The sequence below is a fragment of the Streptomyces sp. NBC_01166 genome, from assembly GCF_045039765.1.
In the GTDB taxonomy this organism is placed as follows: domain Bacteria; phylum Actinomycetota; class Actinomycetes; order Streptomycetales; family Streptomycetaceae; genus Streptomyces.
This window is the reverse complement of record NZ_CP108613.1, coordinates 2,062,732-2,084,169: the sequence shown is the minus strand read 5'-3', so window position 1 is coordinate 2,084,169 and position 21,438 is coordinate 2,062,732. Positions and strand designations below refer to the sequence as shown.

General features: G+C 71.2%; 19 protein-coding genes. 11 read left to right on the top strand and 8 right to left on the bottom strand.

Annotation, left to right across the window (positions count from 1 at the left end):
- Positions 1 to 63: 63 nt before the first annotated feature.
- From OG379_RS09645 to OG379_RS09635, 3 genes are all read right to left on the bottom strand, one after another.
- Positions 64 to 912, bottom strand: a complete 849-nt coding sequence (locus OG379_RS09645; RefSeq protein ID WP_405661207.1) for a pectate lyase — start codon at positions 910 to 912, stop codon at positions 64 to 66.
- 126 nt (positions 913 to 1,038) lie between these two features.
- Positions 1,039 to 1,749 (bottom strand): hypothetical protein, encoded by a 711-nt coding sequence (locus OG379_RS09640; RefSeq protein ID WP_405661204.1) that lies wholly within the window; start codon positions 1,747 to 1,749, stop codon positions 1,039 to 1,041.
- Positions 1,749 to 2,321 carry a SigE family RNA polymerase sigma factor gene (locus tag OG379_RS09635; RefSeq protein WP_405661202.1) on the bottom strand — a complete coding sequence of 191 codons (573 nt, stop codon included), beginning with the start codon at positions 2,319 to 2,321 and terminating at the stop codon, positions 1,749 to 1,751. The genes OG379_RS09640 and OG379_RS09635 overlap by 1 nt, the downstream gene beginning before the upstream one ends.
- 316 nt (positions 2,322 to 2,637) lie before the next feature.
- Here OG379_RS09635 and OG379_RS09630 point away from each other — a divergent pair, with 316 nt between their 5' ends.
- Positions 2,638 to 4,137, top strand: coding sequence for an NCS2 family permease (locus OG379_RS09630; RefSeq protein ID WP_405661200.1), 1,500 nt, complete (start codon positions 2,638 to 2,640; stop codon positions 4,135 to 4,137).
- A 75-nt stretch (positions 4,138 to 4,212) separates the two neighbouring features.
- On the opposite strand, the gene OG379_RS09625 is transcribed toward OG379_RS09630, so the two are convergent.
- From OG379_RS09625 to OG379_RS09615, 3 genes are all read right to left on the bottom strand, one after another.
- Positions 4,213 to 6,228, bottom strand: coding sequence for an Ig-like domain repeat protein (locus OG379_RS09625; protein WP_405661198.1), 2,016 nt, complete (start codon positions 6,226 to 6,228; stop codon positions 4,213 to 4,215).
- A 142-nt stretch (positions 6,229 to 6,370) separates the two neighbouring features.
- The gene (locus tag OG379_RS09620) at positions 6,371 to 7,822 is read right to left on the bottom strand and encodes a peptidoglycan D,D-transpeptidase FtsI family protein (protein WP_405661196.1); all 1,452 of its coding nucleotides are present in this window, start codon (positions 7,820 to 7,822) and stop codon (positions 6,371 to 6,373) included.
- A 103-nt stretch (positions 7,823 to 7,925) separates the two neighbouring features.
- Positions 7,926 to 8,696, bottom strand: coding sequence for an IclR family transcriptional regulator (locus tag OG379_RS09615; RefSeq protein ID WP_033305764.1), 771 nt, complete (start codon positions 8,694 to 8,696; stop codon positions 7,926 to 7,928).
- Between the two features lie 154 nt (positions 8,697 to 8,850).
- On the opposite strand from OG379_RS09615, the gene OG379_RS09610 reads away from it, so the two are divergent.
- The 7 genes from OG379_RS09610 (at position 8,851) to OG379_RS09580 (ending at position 16,971) form a co-directional block, all read left to right on the top strand.
- Positions 8,851 to 10,371 (top strand): aldehyde dehydrogenase (NADP(+)), encoded by a 1,521-nt coding sequence (locus OG379_RS09610; protein WP_393755243.1) that lies wholly within the window; start codon positions 8,851 to 8,853, stop codon positions 10,369 to 10,371.
- On the top strand, positions 10,368 to 10,982 hold the full coding sequence (locus OG379_RS09605) for a DUF1349 domain-containing protein (protein WP_405661193.1): 615 nt from the start codon (positions 10,368 to 10,370) through the stop codon (positions 10,980 to 10,982). Before OG379_RS09610 ends, OG379_RS09605 begins: the two co-directional genes overlap by 4 nt.
- Before the next feature lie 230 nt (positions 10,983 to 11,212).
- On the top strand, positions 11,213 to 12,118 hold the full coding sequence (locus OG379_RS09600; RefSeq protein WP_405668460.1) for a polyphosphate polymerase domain-containing protein: 906 nt from the start codon (positions 11,213 to 11,215) through the stop codon (positions 12,116 to 12,118).
- Positions 12,115 to 12,792, top strand: coding sequence for a DUF4956 domain-containing protein (locus OG379_RS09595; RefSeq protein ID WP_099176060.1), 678 nt, complete (start codon positions 12,115 to 12,117; stop codon positions 12,790 to 12,792). Before OG379_RS09600 ends, OG379_RS09595 begins: the two co-directional genes overlap by 4 nt.
- Positions 12,792 to 14,573 (top strand): CotH kinase family protein, encoded by a 1,782-nt coding sequence (locus OG379_RS09590; RefSeq protein ID WP_405661191.1) that lies wholly within the window; start codon positions 12,792 to 12,794, stop codon positions 14,571 to 14,573. The genes OG379_RS09595 and OG379_RS09590 overlap by 1 nt, the downstream gene beginning before the upstream one ends.
- Before the next feature lie 128 nt (positions 14,574 to 14,701).
- Positions 14,702 to 15,448, top strand: coding sequence for a response regulator transcription factor (locus tag OG379_RS09585; RefSeq protein ID WP_393755234.1), 747 nt, complete (start codon positions 14,702 to 14,704; stop codon positions 15,446 to 15,448).
- On the top strand, positions 15,445 to 16,971 hold the full coding sequence (locus OG379_RS09580; RefSeq protein WP_405661188.1) for a sensor histidine kinase: 1,527 nt from the start codon (positions 15,445 to 15,447) through the stop codon (positions 16,969 to 16,971). The genes OG379_RS09585 and OG379_RS09580 overlap by 4 nt, the downstream gene beginning before the upstream one ends.
- Before the next feature lie 28 nt (positions 16,972 to 16,999).
- On the opposite strand, the gene OG379_RS09575 is transcribed toward OG379_RS09580, so the two are convergent.
- Complete coding sequence (locus tag OG379_RS09575; RefSeq protein WP_405661186.1) at positions 17,000 to 17,905, bottom strand: LysR family transcriptional regulator; 906 nt, start codon at positions 17,903 to 17,905, stop codon at positions 17,000 to 17,002.
- Between the two features lie 123 nt (positions 17,906 to 18,028).
- Here OG379_RS09575 and OG379_RS09570 point away from each other — a divergent pair, with 123 nt between their 5' ends.
- Together OG379_RS09570 and OG379_RS09565 are read left to right on the top strand one after the other, a co-directional pair.
- A complete protein-coding gene (locus OG379_RS09570; protein WP_405661184.1) occupies positions 18,029 to 18,940 on the top strand; it encodes a DMT family transporter in 912 nt (303 codons plus the stop codon).
- Positions 18,941 to 18,946: 6 nt separating this feature from the next.
- Entirely contained in the window at positions 18,947 to 20,227 is a 1,281-nt protein-coding gene (locus tag OG379_RS09565; RefSeq protein WP_405661182.1) for an MFS transporter, read from the top strand.
- 326 nt (positions 20,228 to 20,553) lie between these two features.
- On the opposite strand, the gene OG379_RS09560 is transcribed toward OG379_RS09565, so the two are convergent.
- Entirely contained in the window at positions 20,554 to 21,027 is a 474-nt protein-coding gene (locus OG379_RS09560) for an NUDIX hydrolase (protein ID WP_405661180.1), read from the bottom strand.
- A 168-nt stretch (positions 21,028 to 21,195) separates the two neighbouring features.
- Between OG379_RS09560 and OG379_RS09555 the strand changes: the two genes are divergently transcribed.
- Complete coding sequence (locus OG379_RS09555; protein WP_405661178.1) at positions 21,196 to 21,408, top strand: EthD domain-containing protein; 213 nt, start codon at positions 21,196 to 21,198, stop codon at positions 21,406 to 21,408.
- Positions 21,409 to 21,438: the final 30 nt, after the last annotated feature.

Here is a 21,438-nt window from a genome sequence, read left to right as displayed (position 1 = left end):
GCGCGGTCCGCCCCCACCGGCCCGGTGCGACAGGTGGGGGCGGCCGCGTGGCGGATGCGGGTTCTACTCGTAGCTGATGTCCGACTCGGAGTAGAGGCAGTACTTGCCGTCGGGGCCGCTGCCCACCTCTTCCGGCTCGTCACCGTTGTCGTTGCCCTCGTAGCGGACGCACGGCTCGATCTTCTTGCTGCTGTCGCCGTGGATCCGGATCGAGCTCAGCGTGGCGGTGTCCCCGTAGTTGCTGTTGATGCCCACGAGGGACTTGCCCGGCGCCGTGACGTCGACGTCCTTCACGACGATGTCGCGCTTGTACATCGTGGAGCAGTTGCCGCAGGACCGGACGAGCTTGCCGAAGTCCTCGACCTGGAAGCCCGAGACGGTCAGCTTGCCCGCGCCGTTGAACTGGAAGACCTTGTCGTCGGCCCCCTTGGCGCCGCCGCCGCTCACCGTGTACACGGAGCCCGACGACTTGCCCTTGAAGGAGGCGGCGTCCTCGCCGACGTCCGTCCACCAGACGTTCTCGAGGGTGCAGCTGCCGGAGCAGTGCACACCGTCGGCGGCGGGGGAGCCCAGGACGACGTTCTTGAGGGTCGCCCCGTCGGCGAGTTCGAAGAGTGCGTCCTGGCCCTCCTCCTGGCCGTCCCCGCCGAGGTCACCCTCGCCGTAGAACTCCTTGAGGTCGCCGTCGTACGTCCCCGAGACCTCGATGGTCTTCGAGACGGCCTGGCTGCCGCTGGGGGTGGGCCACTCGGCCGCGGCGGCCGTCGTCCCGTCCGCCGTCGCCGCACCGGCGGGCTGGAGCATCATGTTCGTGGCCAGGGCGGCACCGGTGAGGCCCAGGGCCGCGGTCAGCGCGGCGGCCATGCGGCGCTTTCCGGGGCGGCGGCGGTGCGTGTGCGCGCGTTCACTCATGTTGGCTGGTCCCGATTCCTAGAAGGTGGGGGGAGCGTCTTGCACACCTGAGTCGCCACCGTCCACGGAAGGGTTGCCGGGTCCCGCGATTGTTTCCTCCGGCGCCCGGCGGGCGCCGCCGGGCGCTCAGCGCGTGGCGCTGAAGTCCCCGCCCACCGACACCGGGCCGGCCGCCGCACGCGCCCGCGCCGTGTAGTCGTCCCGCCCCGCGTCGCGGGTCCCCTCCGCGTGGTTGTACTGCCCCGCGAAGGTGTGCGTACCGGTCGGCACGCTCCGTCCGGGCTTCAGGGCCCAGCGGTACACGAGGAAGCCGTCCACCTCGCGCGCCGACACCGCGAAGTCCTGCTCCGGCAGGGAGCGCCAGGAACCGGTGGTGGCCACCCCGCCGTTCAGCGCGATCCGCAGCTCGACCGTGAGAGCGGACAGCGGCCGGTCCGTCTTGACCGTCACCTCGCTCTGCGCCCAGTAGTCGTTGCTGTTCGGGTTCAGCGAACCGTCCGACCACAGCGGGCCCTTCCCTGCGGGCAGGGCACCGCCCCGGCCCGGGGACGGCGGCGCGAGGGTCGGTGACGCGGGCTCGGCCGCCACCCGCTGCCCGCCCGCAGGCTCCTCCCGGCCCGCCGACGTGACCGCGAAAGCGCCGGCCGTCAGCACCCCGCACACCGCCGCCGTCGCGCCGGCGACCCGCAGCCACGGCATCGGCGCACGAGGGGCGCGCGCGGGACGGGCCGGCGGTTCCTCCGCCATGCCGCGCTCGATCCGGGCCAGCATCCGTGCCCGGTCGGGGCGGTGCGAAGCGGCGGCGGTGCGAAGCCGCTCCCGCAGGTCCTCGTCCATCACTGCCTTCCTCCGGTGCGCTGTCCGGCGGCCGCCACCTGTACCTGTGCCGCCGGGGTCTCGGGCCCCAGCAGCCGTTGGAGTTCCGCCACACCGCGCGAGGTCTGGCTCTTCACCGTACCCACCGAGACCCCGAGGACCAGAGCGGTGTCGCGTTCCGACAGGTCGAAGGCGTGCCTCAGCACCACGCACGCGCGCTTGCGGAACGGCAGGCGGCGCAGGGCGCCTTGGACGTCCACCACGGCCGACACGTCGGGGCCGTCCGCCGCATAGCCGTCCCCGGCCCCGCGGGGCGCCCAGAACAGCGCGATCCTCCGGCGCTCACGCACCGCGCTGCGGATGCGCGTGCGGGCCAGATTGGCGACAACCCCTCTCGCGTACGCCACCGGGTGGTCGGCGCCTCTGACCCGGTCCCAGCGGTGCCAGAGCGCCATCAGCGCGTCGGCGGCCAGGTCGTCCGCCGCGTCGGCCTCACCCGTCAGCAGATGGGCGAGCCGGGCGAGTTCGACGTAGTGCGCCTCGAAGAAAGCATGGAACTCGGCGGCAGCGGCATCATCCACGACTGTGCCCACGGGTACCTCTCCTCTGCCCTGGATCCCTGCGCGCTCGGCCGGGCTGTGTACGTTCCCAGTCCCGTTCCCCGTTCCGTTCGCGGGGCGAACCGGTGCGCACCCCGGAAGCGCTTCGACGCGTGCGCCTCCCAGTAAGGCGTAACACGGCGAAAACCTGAAGCCCCTGGTCCACTTCTTCTCCACCGGCGAACCGCCCGCGGATCAGGGCGGCACGGGGGCGGGCCGCGCAAGACGTAACACAGGGAAAACCTGAAATGCCCATGACCGGTGAACAATCCGGCTGACCGCCGCGTGAACCGTACACAAGGAGGAGTGCATGCCGGACACATCTGATCCCACCGCGCCCGTACAGAAGACCGAGGACGCCACGGTCCCCGCGCCCCCGGAGGCGAGGGCCCCGGCGGCCGGCCGCCGGGGCGCGGTCGACCGCTTCTTCTCCATCAGCGCCCGGGGCTCCGACCTCGGGCGCGAGATACGCGGCGGCTTCGCCACCTTCTTCACGATGGCCTACATCCTGGTGCTCAACCCGATCATCCTCGGCTCGGCCGAGGACAAGTTCGGCGACCACCTCTCGGGGCCCCAACTCGTCACCGCCACCGCCCTGGTGGCCGCCGTGATGACCGTCGTCATGGGACTCGCAGGCAATCTGCCGCTCGCCCTCGCCGCTGGCCTCGGCCTCAACGCCGTCGCCGCCTTCCAGCTCGCGCCGCTGATGAGCTGGCCCGACGCGATGGGCCTCATCGTGATCGAAGGCCTGCTGATCTGCGTCCTCGTGGTCACCGGGCTCCGCGAGGCGATCATGCACGCGATCCCGTCGTCCCTCAAACAGGCCATCAGCGTGGGCATCGGGCTCTTCATCGCGTTCATCGGCTTCGTCGACGCCGGGTTCGTCTCCCGCATCCCGGGCGAGACCGGTTCCGTCCCCGTCCAGCTCGGAGCCACCGGGCAGCTCTCCGGCTGGCCGGTCCTGGTCTTCTGCGTCGGCGTGCTGCTCACCGTCGCGCTGCTCGCCCGCCGGGTGAAGGGCGCCATCCTCATCAGCATCGTCGTGACGACCGTGGTGGCGGTGATCATCAACGGGATCGCCGACATCGCCCCCACCGCATGGGGCCTGACCGTCCCCGCCGTCCCCGAGGACCTGGTCGCGGCACCGGACTTCGGGCTGATCGGCTCCTTCAGCCTCTTCGGCGCGTTCCAGCAGGTCGGTGTGATCACCATCGTGCTGCTGGTCTTCACCCTGCTGCTGAGCGACTTCTTCGACACGATGGGCACCGTCGTCGGCGTCTCCCACGAGGCGGGCCTCCTCGACCAGGACGGCAAGGTGCCGAATCTGGGCCGCGTCCTGCTCATCGACGGCGCGGCCGCTGTCGCGGGCGGCGCGGCCTCCGCGTCCTCCGCCACCTCCTACGTCGAGTCGGCGGCGGGCGTCGGCGAGGGCGCCCGTACCGGCTTCGCCTCGCTGGTCACCGGCGCGCTCTTCGCCGTGGCGCTGTTCCTCACCCCGCTCGCCACGATCGTCCCCGCCCAGGCGGCGGCGCCTGCCCTGGTCGCGGTCGGCTTCCTGCTGATGGCACAGGTACGGCACATCGACTGGGAGAAGTACGAGATCGCCATCCCGGCCTTCCTCACCATCGCCGTGATGCCGTTCACCTACTCGATCACCAACGGCATCGGCGCGGGCTTCGTGTCCTACGTCGTGATCAAGGCCGTCCTCGGCAGGGCCAGGGAGGTCCACTGGCTGCTGTGGGGCACCGCGGCCCTGTTCGCGGTGTACTTCGCGATCGACCCGGTCGAGCAGCTGCTCGGGGTGAGGTAGCCCGGCAGGACCGCGCGCCGGCCTTCGAGACCCGGTCCGGGGCTCGAAGGCCGGCGCCGTCGTACGGGGGCGACGTCAGTTGGTGACGTACATGTACTTCCACGAGCCGTAGACCGTCGAGTTCACGCCGTCACCGGAGTAGCCGGCGCCCTTGACGTACGCCGACCGGAACCGGAACTTGTAGCCGACGGAACTCGACCCCGGCTTCCCGAGGTTGACGACCGACCTGCCGGCCGAGTCCAGCTTGAAGTACTCCGAGCCGCCGCTGCGCCAGGCGCCCTGGTAGTACATCTGGATGTCCAGGCGCTGCTTGCGGCCCGGGTAGGGGTTCATCGTGGTGTTGAAGTACGGCTGCGACGTCTTGTGGACGTAGGAGTACGTCGTCGAGCCGATCTTCCCCGTCTTGTAGTGCCGGGAGATGGACGTGCCGACCTTGGCCTGGCCTCCCGCCCACACGGTCGCGGTCTTCGCCGCGGTCCGTGCGTCGCCGTCGTACACGGCGTAGACGGAGGAGTCCCGGAACATGTTCAGGGTGCCGGAGAGCTTGCCCGCGCTGTTCACCGTGCCCGACTTGATCAGGTACTTGCCCTTGCCGTCCCCGGCCCGGTCCGCGTAGATCTTCACCGTGCGGTTCTTGTACGTCTTGCCGAGGGCGGCGGTGAAGGCGACCGGCTTCCCGTAGGAGAACACCTTCTTGTTGTTGTTCAGGGTGAGGGTGACCGCGCTCCGTGACACCGCGACGGTGTCGGAGCCGCTCGCCGGCGTGTGCGTGGCGTCGCCCGCGTAGGAGACCTTGTACGTCACGTTCCCGCCGGCCGGCGGGGTGTCGGAGAAGGAGAACGTGCCGCCCGCCTTGGTGGCGACGGCGGGCAGCGCCTTGCCCTTGGGGGACTCGAGGTCGGTGCGCGTCACCGTCAGCGGGGTCCCGGCGGGGACCGCCACGCTCGCGGTGATCCGGCCCGTGACCGTCAGGGCCTTGGCGCGCGCCGCGCTGGAGGGCGCGCTCACGGTGATCGCCGGGAGCGACTTCGCGGGGTCGCCCAGCACACGCAGGGAGAACACGCCCTGGCTGTTCTCCGACACCGCGAAGATCCGGCTGCCGTCCGGCGCCCAGGCCAGGGCGCCCGGCACGAGGGTGTCCCCGCCGGAGGAGCTGCCCGTGTTGGGGAACTCGAAGGTCCGGACCGTGTTCGGGTCGCCGTGCGAGAAGATGTGGACGTCCGGCCCGTACCAGGAGAAGGTGCCGCCCGCGACCTCGCCGCCCGGTGCGACGTCCACGGCGTTGGGGTAGTCGGACGACTGGTAGGTCACGACCGGCGAGAGGTCGGCGGTGGAGAACGCCGGGTGCACGTACGGCGCGCCGCTCGCGGTGATGACTTCCTTGCCGTCCGGGGTGATGTCCAGTTCCCGGAGGTTCCCCGCCACCGACTTGCTGACGCGCAGCGTCAGCCCGGTGTCCGACACGTCGTAGATGCCGACGACGTCACTCTCCCGCACGCCGACGGCCAGCACGCCGGGGGCGGCCGGGTCGGAGCCGAACTCCGGGGCGATGGTGCCGTTGTGGGTCTGCGAGCTCTGCTGGGAGAGCTGGACGACGGGTTCGGGGCCCGACAGGTCCAGCGAGCCGATGCCGCCGGTGTGCTCCTCCTTGTACCCGAACCACAGCTTGCCGCCGGCCTGTGCGAGCGTGCTGACCCCGTCGAGACCGCCGAGGGCGTAGCTCGCGCTCTGCGCGTACGTCTGCGTGTCGACCGCGATGATCCGGCTGCCGCCGGTGACGGCGGCGTACACCAGGCCCGAGTCGGCCGAGAGTTCCAGGCCGTTCACACCGGACAGGCCGGTGAGCGTGGCGACGACCGTCGCCGAGTAATCGGTGACGACGATCCTGCCGGCCGTCGGGTCCGATATGTAGACCCGCTGGTGGACGCCGTCCACCAGGACGTCTCCCGCGGACTTCAGGGAGAGGACCTTCGAGGTGTCGGCCGCCGCGGCCGGACCGGCCGCCGTGACGCTCAGCGCCGCCGAGCTGAAAAGGACCGCGAGTGCCGTCGCGGTGGTGACCGTGCGTCTGTGCTTCTGTCTTCGCACCATGATCCGTACCCCCCAGGGTGAAGAAACTGTGTGAGCGCCCCCGCTGGGTCGCAGCGTATGCGATGCCTGTGACAGTCGGGCAGCCGGTCAGGGCGTCGGGGGCGGCACACATCACTTCTTCACGTCGGCGGGGCGGTACGGGTCACCCCTTCAGGGCCGCCTTCATCATCTTCTGCGCGATCGGCGCCGCCAGGCCGTTGCCGCTGACCTCCGAACGGGCAGCCCCGGAGTCCTCGACGACCACCGCGACCGCGACCTGCTTGCCGGTGGACTTGTCCTTCGCGTACGACGTGAACCAGGCGTACGGGGTGTTGCTGTTGTCCACGCCGTTCTGCGCGGTTCCCGTCTTGCCGCCCACCTCTGCGCCGTCGATCTTCGCATTGCTGCCGGTCCCCTTCTCCACGACGGTGACCATCGCGCTGCGCAGCTGCTCGGCCGTCGACTCCTTCACGACCCGTTCGGTGTCGCCGTCCGGATACTCCTGGATCGTGGAGCCGTCGGCGTCGGTCACCTTCGCGACCATGTGCGGCGAGGCCAGCTCACCGCCGTTGGAGAGGGCGGCCGAGACCATGGCCATCTGCATCGGGGTCGCGGTCACCTCGAACTGGCCGATGCCGGTCAGCGCGGTCTGCGCCTTGTCCATACCGGTCGGGTACACGCTCTGCGACGCCCGCACCGGCACGTCCAGCATCGAAGTGTCGAATCCGAAGGCGTCCGCCATCGCCTTCAGCTTGTCCTGGCCGAGATCGGCCGCGACCTTCGCGAAGACGTTGTTGCAGGAGTACTGGAGGGCGGTGCGCAGAGTGGCGTTCTCGCACGGGGCCGAGGGGTTCTCGTTCGACAGGACCGTGCTCGTGTTCGGCAGGGTGTACGGATCGGGGCTGTCCGTGGGCTCGTCGACCGAGCCGTACAGGCCGTTCTCCAGCGCCGCCGAGGCCACCACCAGCTTGAACGTCGAACCGGGCGGCAGCGGCTGCCGCAGCGCCCGGTTGACCAGCGGCTTGGTCTTGTCGTCGAGCAGCTTCTGCCAGGCGTCGCCGTCGTTCGTCCCGCTGATGTCGGAGGGATCGTACGAGGGGGAGGAGGCCATGCCCAGGATCCGCCCGGTCTCGGGGTCCATCGCGACCGCCGCGCCCCGGTCGTCACCAAGCGCCTCGAAGGCAGCCTTCTGCACGTCCGGATCGATGGTCGTGAGCACATCGCCGGGGGACGTCTGCTCCCCGGTGAGCAGATCGGTGGGATTCTTCAGCCGGTCGTCCGTGCCGTCGAGGACATCGCCGTAGATGCCTTCCAGCTGGGTGGCACCGTAGGCCTGCGAGCTGTAGCCGGTGACCGCCGCGTACAGCTCGCCCTGGGTGTAGGTGCGTTTGTAGCGGAGGTCGTCGCCGTCCGTCTCCTTCGAACCGGTGACCGGGGATCCGGCCACGATGATGTCGCCGAGCGGCTGCGCGTACTGCGCGATGGTGTTCCGCCGGTTGTGTTCGTCGTCTGCGAGCGCCCGTGCCTCGTACGCCTGCACCCAGGTCGCCCGCACCAGCAGGGCGAGGACCATGAGCAGACAGAAGACCGAAGCGCGCCTGATCGTCTTGTTCATCCCGCTGGAGGGACGAACGGGGGCACCGGGGGCGTTCCCGTTCGTGTTCCTTCTCACCGGTTTCTCAGGCGCACCGCTCCGGGCGCGGCGGTTCGCCCGGTGCTCAGAGCCTGCGGGTCGCGAGGGTGAGCCGGTCGCGGGCGTCGAACAGGGCGTCCTTCACCATCTGCTCGTGCGCCGGCGTGAGCCGGGCGACCGGCACCGAGCAGCTGATCGCGTCGCGCGCCGGAGTGCGGTACGGGATCGCGACGCCGAAGCAGCGCAGTCCCAGGGTGTTCTCCTCGCGGTCCACCGCGTACCCCTGCTCGCGGATGAGGTGCAGCTCCTCGATCAGCTTCTCGCGGTCGGTGAGGGTGTGCTCCGTCAGTGCCGGCAGCGTCTCGGGCAGCATCTTGCGGACCTGCTCGTCGCTGTGGGTCGCCAGCAGCGCCTTGCCCAGCGAGGTGGAGTGCGCGGGCAGCCGGCGGCCGACCCGGGTGAAGGGCCGCAGATAGTGCTGCGACTGCCGGGTGGCGAGGTACACCACGTTCGTCCCGTCCAGCCGGGCCAGGTGGATGGTCTCCGTGGTGTCGTCGGAGAGCCGGTCCAGCGTGGGGCGGGCGGCCGCGACGACCTCGTCGCCGTCGATGTACGAGGTGCCGACGAGCAGGGCGCGCACGCCGATCCCGTACCGCGTGCCCGTGGCGTCGGTCTCCACCCAGCCGAGCTCCACCAGCGTCCGCAGCAGCATGTAGAGGCTGGACTTGGGGTAGCCGACCGCTTCCTGCACCGCGGCCAGCGAGTGCATACCGGGGCGCCCCGCGAAGTATTCGAGGAGTTCCACCGTCCGTACAGCGGACTTGACCTGTGCCCCACCGGACTCGCCAACCGACATGCCTTATGTCCCTTCCAGCCTTCTTGTACGACCCTGCGACTTCTTGCCAACACGGAACGCCCGGAAATAGAGTTCCTGTGTATTCACGTTCAGGAACGCTGTTCAGAATACCGAACAACCTCTCCTGTGTGGCAGTGGAACGGAAGGAAATACGGTGGCAGCAGCACCAGTCTGGAGCGTCGACCCCCGAACGGGGAACCCGCGTGAGCAGGTTGCGGTGGAGGCTACAGCGGAGGAGGTCGACCGCGCGGTCCGGGCGGCGCACGCCGTTCGCGGAGCGCTGGCCGACCGCACCGTGCGCGCCGCGTTCCTCCGCACCGCGGCCGACCTCCTCGCCGAGGCCCAGGAACACGTCATCGAGGCGGCCGACGCGGAGACCGCGCTCGGCCCCGCCCGGCTGACCGGCGAGCTGGCCCGCACGGCGGCCCAGCTGCGGGCCTTCGCGGAGGTCGTCGACGAGGGCGCGTACCTCGACATCCACATCGACCACGAGGACGGCAGCCGCACCCCGCCGTGGCCGGACCTGCGCCGCTACAAGATCCCGCTCGGCGTCGTCGCCGTCTACGCGGCCAGCAACTTCCCGCTCGCCTTCTCCGTCCCCGGCGGCGACACCGCGAGCGCGCTCGCCGCGGGCTGCCCGGTCGTCGTCAAGGCGCACCCGGACCACCCCGCGACCTCGGAGATCTGCGCCTCGCTCCTGCGCAGGGCCGCGGCGCAGCACGGTCTGCCCGAGGACGTCCTGACCGTTGTCCACGGCTTCGACGCGGGTGTCGAGCTGGTGAAGCATCCGCTCGTCTCCGCCGCCGGGTTCACCGGCTCGATCCGCGGCGGCCGCGCCCTGTTCGACGCCGCGGCCTCCCGCCCCACCCCGATCCCCTTCCACGGTGAGCTCGGTTCGCTCAACCCCGTCGTCGTCACCGAGGCGGCCGCCGCCGAGCGCGGTGAGCAGATCGGTGCCGGCCTCGGCGGCTCGATGACCATGGGCGCCGGACAGTTCTGCACCAAGCCCGGTTTCGTGTTCGCCCCGTCCGGAGAGGCGGGCGACCAGCTGCTGAAGTCGCTGACCGAGACGGTGAGTGGGACGGGCGCCGGGGTCATGCTCGACCACCGGATGCGCGACGCCTTCGTCCACGGGGTGGCCGAGCGGGCCGCGCTGCCGGACGTGGACGCCCCGGTCACCCCGGGCGCGGGCGGCGAGCACACGGTCTCCGCCGGCTTCTTCACCGTGCCGGCGCGGCGGCTGACCCAGGAGGGGCCGCACGACGCGCTCCTGGAGGAGTGCTTCGGTCCGGTCACCGTGGTGGCGCGCTACGACTCCGCGGACGAGATCACCGCGGTGCTGTCACGCCTCCCGGGCAACCTCACCGCCACCCTCCAGATCGCCACGGAGGAGGCCGACGGCAGCGCCGCCGGACTGCTGGCGGAGCTCACCCCGGTGGCCGGACGTGTCCTGGTCAACGGCTGGCCGACCGGTGTAGCCGTCGCCCCCGCCCAGCACCACGGCGGCCCCTACCCCGCCACCACCTCCACCTCCACCTCGGTCGGCGCCACCGCGATCGAGCGCTGGCTGCGCCCGGTCAGCTACCAGTCCACGCCCGAGGCGCTCCTGCCGCCGGAGCTCCGCGAGGACAACCCGCAGAACCTGCCGCGCCGGGTCGACGGGCGCCGCGCATGAAGGCCGTACAGCTCCCCGAGCTCCCCTTCGCCCTGGAGCCCTTCGGGCCCGACGGCGCATGGACGTACGACGAAGGCGTGCTGACCGGTTCGGCCGGGGCGAAGCAGGACCGTTTCGTCCCGCCCGGCGGCGACTCCCTTGAGCCCGCCTCCGACGCCCCGCGCCTGCTGGGCCCGGCGCCGGAGGGCGACTTCCAGCTGATCGCCCGCGTGCGCGTCGGCTTCGCCGCCGCCTTCGACGCGGGGGTGCTCTACCTCCACGTCGGGGAGCGGGAGTGGGCGAAGCTCTGCCTGGAGCTCTCGCCGGAGCGCCCGACGGTCTGCACCGTGGTCACCCGAGGTCACTCGGACGACGTGAACTCCGCGGTGGTGGAGGGGGACAGTTGCTGGCTGCGGATCAGCCGCATCGGCGAGGCCTTCGCCTTCCACGCCTCGGCGGACGGTGAACGGTGGACCTTCGTCCGGCTGTTCACCCTCGGCACGGAGGAGGAGCGGGCCGCCGCCCGTATCGGCTTCCTCGCCCAGTCACCCACCGGCGACGGCTGCACGGTGACGTTCGACCGGATCGCCTTCCGGCCCGCCGGCCCTGGCGATCTGCGCGACGGCAGCTGACCGAGCACACGTACACCCACCGAGGGCCCGGATCCGAGAGGATTCCGGGCCCTCCGTGCTGGGATTCCGGGCCCTCCGGGCGGCGCCCGGTGTTCACCCGCGCGTCACCCTGAATCCTCCTGCAATCAACCCGCGTTTCTCACGGCTTCCTCATGCGGCCTTGATTGCGTGTCCGTGCCGGCCCGGTCCGGCACGTAGACGCAAGGAGGCGCATGGTGTCGCGACCCGACATGGCCGCACCCCGTGGGTCCCGGGACGGCGATGCCCCGGCCCCCGAGGGTGACCAGCCGCTGCACGTGGCGAGCAGACTGCACGCGTTCAACCGGTTCGAGCTGAAGTACCTCGTCCCCGTCGAACAGGCCATCGAGATCCGGGAGGAGCTCGGCGAGCGGATGGACCGGGACCTCAACAGCCCGGTGGGCGGCTACGGGGTCTGGAGCCTGTACTACGACAGCCCCGAGCTGCGGTTCTACTGGGAGAAGATCGAAGGCCTGAAGTTCCGCCGCAAGCTGCGGATCCGGCACTACGGCGACCTCGACGGGGTCACCGAGGAGTCGCCGGTGTGCGTGGAGATCAAGCAGCGGGTGAACCGGGTGACACAGAAGCGGCGCATCACCTTCCCGTACGCCACCGCCAGAAGGCTGTGCGACGCCCGGGAGATGGTGGAGCACTCGCCCGGGGAGAGCCCCTTCGTCCAGGAGGTGCTCGACCTCGTCATCCGGCTGAACCTCCGGCCGACGGCGATCACCGGATACCAGCGCGAGGCGCTGGTCGGCCGCGCCTCCGACACGGGGCTGCGGGTCACCTTCGACCGGCGGATCCGGGGCCGGGACCGCGACTTCCACTTCGGGACCGCCACGCCGGAGAACCGGTTCACCGTCCCGCCCCACATGACGGTGATGGAGATCAAGGTCAACGAGCGCACACCGCACTGGATCACCGACCTGGCCGCGCGCCGGAATCTGAACCTGGTGCGGATCAGCAAGTACGTGCAGTCCATCGAGGCGTTCGGCCTGGCGCCCAGGTCGGTCTTCCACGTCGACGAGGCGGACTGTCCGCCTCCCACCCCCCACACCCGGCTGCCACTGGGGCAGCCGGCGGCGCCGCACGCGCCGGTGAAAGCAGGAGCACAGTGAACTTCGATCTGCAGGAACTTAGCGGGACGTTCAGCGTCGCCGACGTGGTCGCCGCCATGGCGCTGTCGTTCATCCTGAGCACGGTGATCGGCTACACCTACCGGTACACCCACCGCAACGTCTCCTACAGCCAGTCGTACGTCCAGACGCTGGTCATCGTCGGCATGATCGTCGCCCTGATCATGCTGGTGGTCGGCTCGAACCTGGCACGGGCGTTCTCCCTGGTCGGCGCGTTGTCCGTGGTCCGGTTCAGGAACGCGGTGAAGGAGACGAGGGACGTCGGCTTCATCTTCCTGGCGATGGCCATCGGCATGGCCTGCGGCGCCCGCTTCTACACGCTGGCCGCCGTCGGCGCCGTCGTGATCTGCGTCGTGATCCTCGTGATGTTCAAGTTCAACTGGTTCGCTCTGAACGTCCAGCGCCAGGTCGTCAAGGTCCAGGTCCCGGCGGGCGAGGACTACACGCCCGCCATCCGTGACGTGCTGATCAAGTACACCAGTGAGTTCGAGCTGGTGAGCACGGAGACGATCCGCGGCGGAGCCCTGAACGAGGTGTTCTACACCGTGCGGATGAAGAAGGGCACGGAACCCGGCGACCTCGTCACGGCCCTCCAGGAGCGCACCTCCGGGCAGCGTGTGACGGTGCTGACCGGTTACGACACCACCGACCTGTGATGAGCGGCGGCACGGAGCCGGTCCGCCGGCGGCGGCTCAAGGACCGCCTCCCGGTGCGGCTGCGGCACCACTGGAAGCCGGCCGGGGCGCTGTGCCTGGGACTCGCCGTCATGGTGTACGCCTTCGGGGACGCCCGCATCTCCCCGTACGTCACCTCCTCGTCCCGCGTCGAGGCCGACACGATCACCGAGAACGTCAAGGGCACGGTCGGCCTCTACGACACCACGGTCGAGCACGCGATCCAGCTGCAGTACAAGCAGACCGACTTCGAGAAGATGATCAAGGAGTTCGAGGACGACGGGACCAAGGACTCCATCAAGGCCGACCTCACCATCGACGGGGTCTTCCTCCAGGACGTGGGGATCCGCCTGAAGGGGAACTCCACCCTGATGTCCCTGCGCGGCAACCAGGGTGGAGCCGGTGGCGGCCGGATGCCCGCCGGAGCCGGGCAGGGCGCCCCGCAGCAGCAACAGGGCGGCGGGGGCCAGGACCGCGGCCAGGCGGCGAACGGCGGCGGTCCTGGCGCCGGGGCCACCGGCGGCACGGCTGCCGGCGGCGGTACCGGAGCCGAAGCCGGTGCCGGTGCCGAAGACCGTGCGGGCGGCGCCGGGGGAGGGATGACCCAGTACGACCTCTCCGCCGACAAACCGGAGGAACTCCCCCTGCTCATCGAGATCGACGAGTACGTCGAGGGCCGCGCCTACCAGGGCGAGCGGGAGATCTCGCTGCGTCCGGGAACCGACGAGCAGGTGCCGCTGAACGAAGCCCTGGCGCTGTCACTGACGGACGGGAGCGGGCAGACGGCCGAGCGTTACGGCTTCACCACGGTGTCCGTGAACAACGGTCCGGAGGTCACCCGGCTCATGGTGGAGAACCCCGACACCGAGTACGCCGAGGCCGTCGACGGCAACGGCGTGCTGTACAAGGCGCGGGCGGGTGGCACCTTCGCCTACAGGGGCGACGACCCCTCCGACTACGAGACGTCGTTCCGGCAGCTCAACAAGGTCGGAAGCCAGGACCTCTCACCCGTCATGAAGTTCATCAAGTGGGTGGACGAGGCGTCGGACGAGGAGTTCGCCGCAGACCTCGACAAGCACGTCGACGTCGAGTCGTTCGCCAAGTACGTCGCCACGCAGAACCTGCTGATGAACTTCGACGACATGGCCGGTCCGGGCAAGAACTACCTGCTCCGGTACGACCTCGACACGAAGAAGTTCTCCGTCCTCGGATGGGACTACAACCTCACCTTCAGCGGGGACGCCGAGGCCGGTCCGGACGACTCGATGAGCATGGGCGGCGGCCGCCCCGGTGGCGCGGACGCGGGTACGCAGGGCGGCGACGAGACAGCACAGGGCGGAGCCGCCGAGGGTCAGGACGGCATGCCCGCTCCTCCCGAAGGGGCACCGGAAGGGATGCCCGGCGGCACGGGCGAAGGCGGCCCGCAAGGCGGCTTCCCCGGCGGCCCGGCCGGCGAGGGCCAGGCGGGCGAGGGCGAAGGCGGCCAGGCCGGCGGAGCCCGGGGCGGCATGAGCGGCCACGAGCTGAAGGACCGCTTCCTGGAGCTCGACGCCCTGGACCCCGCGTACAAGAAGGCCTACAAGGAGCTGTACGAGGAGTTCTTCGGCTCCGGCGCGGCGCTCGAGGCGCTGGAGGACATCTCCGGCCAGGCCGAGAAGGCCGGTGTCGACGCGGCGGAGCTGAAGAAGGCGGTGGCCACACTGCGTACGACCGTCACCGCACGCACGGAGGCGCTGGCGAAGGACACGGAGGTGACCGGCTGACCACCGGCGCCCCGGGCCCGGGATTCCCCCCGATCCGGTCCGGAGCGCCGGTACACCCGCGTAGTCGCGTCCTCCCGACCGTTCCGTACGGTGGAGAACCCCCGAGCCCCCGGTCCGCCCCGGCCGGCATGAATCCCGCACCACCCGAGGTGAACCCTGTGGCCTCAGCCCGGCACACCGTTCTGGTCGTCGAGGACGACCCGAGCATCCGCACCCTGCTCACCTCCGCCCTGCACGCGGCCGGTTACGCCGTCGTGTCCGCGGGGACCGGGCAGGAGGCCCTGGCCGGGACGGGCCGCAGCGGGCCGGACCTGATCGTGCTGGACGTGATGCTCCCCGACACCGACGGCTTCACGCTCACGCGCGAACTGCGTGCGCGGGGCGTCTACACCCCGGTCCTCTTCCTCACCGCACGCACCGACGTCGAGGACCGCATCATCGGCCTCAGCTCGGGCGGGGACGACTACGTCACCAAGCCCTTCCACGTCCAGGAGGTCCTGCTGCGGGTGCGCGCCATCCTCCGCCGCAGCGCCGGGCCGCGCGCGGCACCGCCCGCCGAGCGGCCGCCCCTGCGCTACGCCGACCTCATCCTCGACGAAGAGGCACACGACGTGCACCGCGCGGGGCAGCGGGTGCCGCTGTCACCGACGGAGTTCCGGCTGCTGGCCTGCCTCATCGCGCAGCCCGGGAAGGTGCTCGAGAAGCAGCAGATCCTGCAGAAGGTCTGGAACCACGACTTCGCCGGCGACACCCGCATCGTCGACACCTACATCAAGAACCTGCGCCGCAAGATCGACCGCACCGAACCCCCGCTCATCCACACCGTGCGGGGCGTCGGATACTGCCTGCGCCTGCCCCGGGACCGCACGGCGTGAGAGGGGTACCGAGGCGCCTGCGCCCCCGCTCCCTGCGCTCCCGGCTGGTGCTGATCGCCACGGTCCTGGCCACGGCGGCGGTGCTGGTGTGCCAGGCCACCGGGCTGACCCTCATGCGCTCCTGGCTCATCGGGCAGGTCGACGACCGGCTCACCGACTTCCGTCCGCCCTCGCCCGTCTACCGGGACATCGCCGACGGCACCGGGCCCTCCCACCGGCCGCCCCCGCACGAGACCCTGCCCTCGGACTTCCGCGTCTACTTCTACGACGCCGAGGGCCGCCTGCTGCCCGACTCGCTCGGCAGCGGCCGGGGCGAACCACGCCTGGCCGAGGCCATCACCGCGCGTGAACCCGTGGACGGACGCCCCACCACGGTGCCCGCCCGGGACGGTGAAGGCGACTGGCGCGTGGTCGCCGACTCCGGACCCCGGGGCATGCGCGCCGTCGTCGCCCTGCCGCTGGACAGCGTGCAGGAAGCCACGTCCAGACTGCTCTGGTTCAGTCTGGCCGTCGGAGCGGTCACAGCGACCGGAGTGACGCTGCTGGGGGGCGCCGCCGTCCGCCTCGGCCTCCGGCCGCTGACCCGCGTCGAGCACACCGCCCGGCGCATCACCAGCGGTGAACTCGAACAGAACGCCACCGACACCAGCCCCGACACGGAGGTCGGCCGCCTCGGCATCGCCTTCAACACGATGCTGGACCAGTTGCGCGCGGCCCTGCACCGCAAGGACAGGACCGAGCGCAGGCTGCGCCGCTTCATGGCGGACGCCGGGCACGAACTGCGCACCCCCCTGACCTCCCTCCAGGGCTTCGCCGAACTCCTTCTGGAAGACCCGCACATGTCCCCGCGCCGCAGACGCGAGGCCCATGAGCTCATCGCGCAGAACGCCGAGCGGATGAGCCGACTGGTCGACAGCCTCTTCCTGCTGGCCAAGCTCGGTGACGCCCCCACCACCGAGCACGGTCCCGTGGACCTGCTCTCGCTGGCCGCGGACGGCATCGCCGCCTCGGCCGTACGCCACCCGGGCCGGCGCATCGCCCTCGCCCCGCTCGGGGCGGGGGACGGCGACGGCCCGGGGGAGCTCGACGTCGTGGAAGGCTCCGGCGATCCCCATCAGCTCGCCCAGGTGCTGTCCAACCTCCTGGACAACGCCTGCACCCACACCCCGCCGGGCACCCGGCTCCGGATAGGCGTCGGGAGCCTGCGCGTCGGCCCCCGTACGGGAGGCGCCGACCGGCCCGGCCGTACGAGCGTCAATCCGCCCCTGCCCTCCGGAGCCCCGGTCCACGGCATCGAGGTCGTCGACGACGGCCCCGGTCTCGCACCCCAGGAAGCCCGGCAGGTCTTCGACCGCTTCTACCGGGTGCCATCGGTCTCCGGCGCCCCCCGTGACAGCGGATCCGGCCTCGGCCTCGCCATCGCCTCGACGATCGCCGAGGCCCACGGGGGCCGCCTGGAACTCGACACCCGCCCCGGTGAAGGCTGCACCTTCCGGCTGCTGCTCCCGGCCGGACACCCCTGAGCACGGAGCCCGAAGCCGGACACAGGTGCTAGCGACGCACCGCGGCCGCCGTGGTCCGCAGTGCGTCGAGCAGCCCGCGCAGCGCGGGCTGCTCGGCCGGGGACGACTCCCGCACCGCCGCGTGGATCGACCTGACCGGCTCCGGGCCGCGGACCCTGCGGACACGCACGCCGGGAGGGGGATCGCCGGCCCCCAGCTCCGGAATCAGGGCGATACCGAGCCCCGCGGCCACGAACGCCCGCGCCGTGGCGTGGTCCTCGCTCTCCACCACGAACCCCGGGCTGAACCCGGCGGAGGCGCAGGCGTCGAGAACCGGGTCCAGACAGGGGCCCGGCCGGTCGCTCCTGATCCACGGCTCGTCGGCGAGGCCGCTCAGCTCGATCTCGTCCTGCGCGGCGAGCCGGTGATCCTCCGGCAGCACGGCGAGGAACCGGTCGTCGAGCAGCGGCACGAACCGGATGCCGTCGACGGGCGGCCCGCCGTGCGGCCGGACCACGAGGGCCAGATCAGCACGGCCGTCCCTCACCTCCGGCAGCCAGTCCTCGGGATCGCTCAGCCTCAGCTCGGTCTGCACGCCCGGGTGTTCGCGGCGGAGCCGTGCCAGTGCCGGGGCCACCAGCGCGGCCCCCGCGCTCGCGAAGTAGCGGACGGCGACCCGCCCCGTCCGCCCGGCCCTCAGGTCGGCCAGCGCGGTCTCCGCCTCGGCGAGGTGGTCGCCGATGAGGGTCGCGTACTCGTTGAGCAGGCGCCCCGCGTCCGTCGGCCGCACACCCCGCCCGGACCGCTCCAGGAGCGCGATCCCGGCCTCCTTCTCCAGCGCCGCCATCTGCTGGCTGACCGCGGACGGCGTGTACCCGAGATTGCGTGCCGCCGCGGTGACCGACCCACTGGTGACCACCGCGCGGAGAAGCTGCATACGTCGCACATCAAGCATGTAGCTCAGCTTAACGCTGCATGCAAACTTTTTCGCTTGTCTTACTCAAGACATCAGGGCAATGTTCAAAGCCGGACATCTGCCAGGAGGCGAACAGTGCTCAGCGGTCAGCGAGGAACCCTCATGCGCATGGCTCTTCTCGCCCTGTTGTGGGGATCGAGCTTCCTCTGGATCAAGATCGCCCTGAACGGCGGCCTCGCCCCCCTGCACATCACGGTCATCCGGTGCGCGCTCGGCGCGGCCGTCCTCCTGGCGCTCGCCCGCTCGGCCCGCCAGCGCCTCCCGCGCTCCCGCCGGACCTGGGCGCATCTCGTGGTGGCCGCTGTCTTCTGCAATGTCCTGCCGTTCTTCCTGTTCAGCGTCGGCGAGCAGACCGTCGACTCCGGGGTGGCGGGCGTCCTCAACGCCACAACTCCCCTCTGGTCCATGGGGATCGGCCTCGCCCTCGGCAGTGAGCGCGGCCGGCACCCCCTGCGCCTGACCGGCCTCCTCCTCGGTTTCGCCGGTGTGCTGCTCGTCTTCGCCCCCTGGCAGGAGAGCGGCCTGACCAGCTGGGGCGCGCTGCTGCTCCTCGCCGCGGCACTGAGCTACGCAGTCGCCTTCGCCTACATGGCCCGCCATCTCCTCGGCCGGGACGGCGCCCCCCTCGCCCTGTCAGCGGCCCAGCTCGTCGCCGCGACCGGCCTGACCACGCTCGCCCTTCCCGCAGGCCCTGGCGTGGGGGACCCCACCGTCGGTGCGCTGCTCGCCGTCGTCGCCCTGGGCATCTTCGGTACGGGTCTCACGTTCCACCTCAACTCACGGCTCATCGTGGACGAGGGCCCCACGGCCGCGGCCACCGTCGGGTATCTGCTGCCGGTCGTCTCGGTGGCCCTGGGCGCCCTGGTCCTCGACGAGGAGCTGAGCGCCCGCGTCGTCACGGGCATGGCCGTCGTACTCATCGGCGTGGGCCTGACCCGCACCCGTCGGCCCGGAGGCCCCACCGACGGAACCACCGGAGCGCGGCGTCGCCTCGGCTCCTCCACCACCGGGTGAGCGGTCATGCGACCCGACTCCCCCTGGCGCAACGCGGACTTCCGCGCCCTGTTCACCGCGACCTCCTTCGGCCAGCTCGGCACGAACATCGGTTACGTCGCCGTACCCCTCATCGCCGTGTCCGCTCTCGACGCGAGCGCCGGCCAGGTCGGGGCGCTCGCCACCCTGAGCACCGTCGCCTTCCTCCTCATCGGCCTGCCCGCCGGGGCCTGGCTGGACCGGATGCGGCAACGGCGGGTGCTGATCGCCGCGGATCTGGTGCGGGCCGGGCTGTTCGCCTCCATTCCGCCGGCCTGGTGGCTGGACGCACTCACGCTGGAGCAGCTGTACGCCGTCGTCCTGCTGCACGGCTGCGCCACCGTGTTCGCCGACGTCGGCTCGCAGAGCGTCCTGCCACGGCTGGTCGGCCGCGCCGACCTCGTACGGGCCAACTCGGCCGTGAACACCCTCATCGCCGCCGGCACCGTGGCCGGACGTGGCGCGGGCGGCGGCCTCGTCCAGCTGCTGACGGCCCCCGTGGCCGTGGTCGCCGCGGCCACGGGCTACCTGGTCTCCGCTCTCCGGCTCACCGCCCTCACCCGCACACCGGCACCGCCCCCGGCCCCACCCGGGCGGGCCACCCGGCTGGGCCCGCAGATCGCCGAGGGGCTTCGGCACGTCCTCGGCAACAAGGAGCTACGGGCGCTCGCGCTCACCTCGGCCTGCACCAACCTCGGCTCCCAGATCCTCAACACGATGTTCCCCGTGCTGTTCGTCCGCGAACTCGGCCTCCCGGAAGGCGTCCTGGGCCTGTTCTGGGCGGCGGGCGGCATCGGTCTCCTCCTGGGCGCCCGCTGCGCGGGGTACGCCGCCCGGCGCCTCGGTTACGGCCCCGCCCTCGGCCTCGTCGGCCTGTACCTGGCTCCCGCAGGACTGCTCGTCCCGCTCGTCGACCGTGGCCCCTGGCTGTGGGTGGCGGGCGCGGGCTGGCTGCTGACCATGTTCAGGACGGGGATGAACAACGTGCTCGGCGTGAGCCTGCGCCAGCGCATGACGACCCTGCCCCTCCTCGGCCGCATGAACGCCACCTTCCGCTTCCTGCTCACCGGCGCGCTCGCCGTCGGCGCCGCCGTGTCCGGTGTGATCGGCGCACTGGCGGGCGTGCACGTCACACTCTGGGTGGGCGGCGTCGTCCTGACGCTCGCCTTCCTGCCCGTCCTTCTCTCACCGATCCGCACGAGGCGCGAACTGCCGCCGCAGGCGGAGGAACCGGCAGCCAGGACCCCGACGGCCGAGTCCGAGGCCTGAGGACGGGCCGACCCCGGCCTCAGGACCCGGCGGCGTACCGCACGAAGCGCGTCCACCCGTCGGGGGAGACGGCCAGGTGGGGGCGGTACAACGCCGTCCGGCACGGGCGGCTGAACGGCCGGGGCTTCCGGCTCACGCTGACGCGGCTGCCCGGCCGGGCGCTCAGGGTCGAGGTCACCGACCCGCGCGCGGAGCGCCTCCCCGTCCGGCGAGCGGACGGTTTCGGGACGGCCGTCGTGGAGGCGCCCGCCACGGACTGGGGTGTACGTCCGTATCCGCCGTCCGGGAAGACGGTCCGGGCCGAGATCGTCCCGGGCGGCGGGACCTCAGTGCTGGACCAGGCCGCCGACCGGCACGGGAGCGACGTGGCCGGTCGGCGGGGCGGTCCGTGCCAGGGCCAGGCCGATGTCGACCAGCGAGGACCGGCCCAGGCGGGCGACCTCGGAGAGCGGGATCCAGACCGAATCGGCGGTCTCACCGTCCGGCTCGGGCCGAAGCCTGCCGCCGGTGACGCGGACCCGGTAGAAGATGCCCACGTTATGGAGTTCGGGCCGGCCGGGCAGACGGCGCTCGCCGGCCGGGACCACCCGTGAGTCCACGCCCAGCAGGCGCTCGACCACAGCCTCCAGGCCGGTCTCCTCGGCGACCTCCCGGATCACTGCGTCGAACGGGTCCTCCGCGTGCTCGACCCCGCCGCCCGGAAGAGTCCAATTGGACTCCTCCTCCGGTGGTGCGTGGCGGGCGAGCAGCACCCGTCCGTCCTCGATGCACACGGCGTACGCGGCCAGTCGCAGATCCATCCTCGGAGGCTATGCCGATCCAGCTGCCAGGAAGTCCCGGTTCACGTCGATCAGTTGATCGAGGGCCTCTCTGGCGGTGGTCAAGCTCTCGATCGTGGATGAAAGGCGTGTTCGTTCCTGGTTCATCGCGGTCAAGGCTGTCCGTGCCTTGTCCGGGTGGGTTCCGTCATGCAGGGGACCATCAGCGATCCGGTGCCCGCCGACGGGTATCCCGGTCCCGCCCATGACGGCCTCGCCGAGATCTGGTTCGAAAACTGGGGGGATCACGAGGCGTTCTTCGCATCCAGCAATTACAAGGAGTTGGTGAATCCGGACGAAAGCACCTTCATCGACATGGATTCGGTGGCGGTCATGGTCACCGAGGAGATGGCGGTGGTCTGACCCCCCGGGGGCACGCTGGGGCCGGGTGAG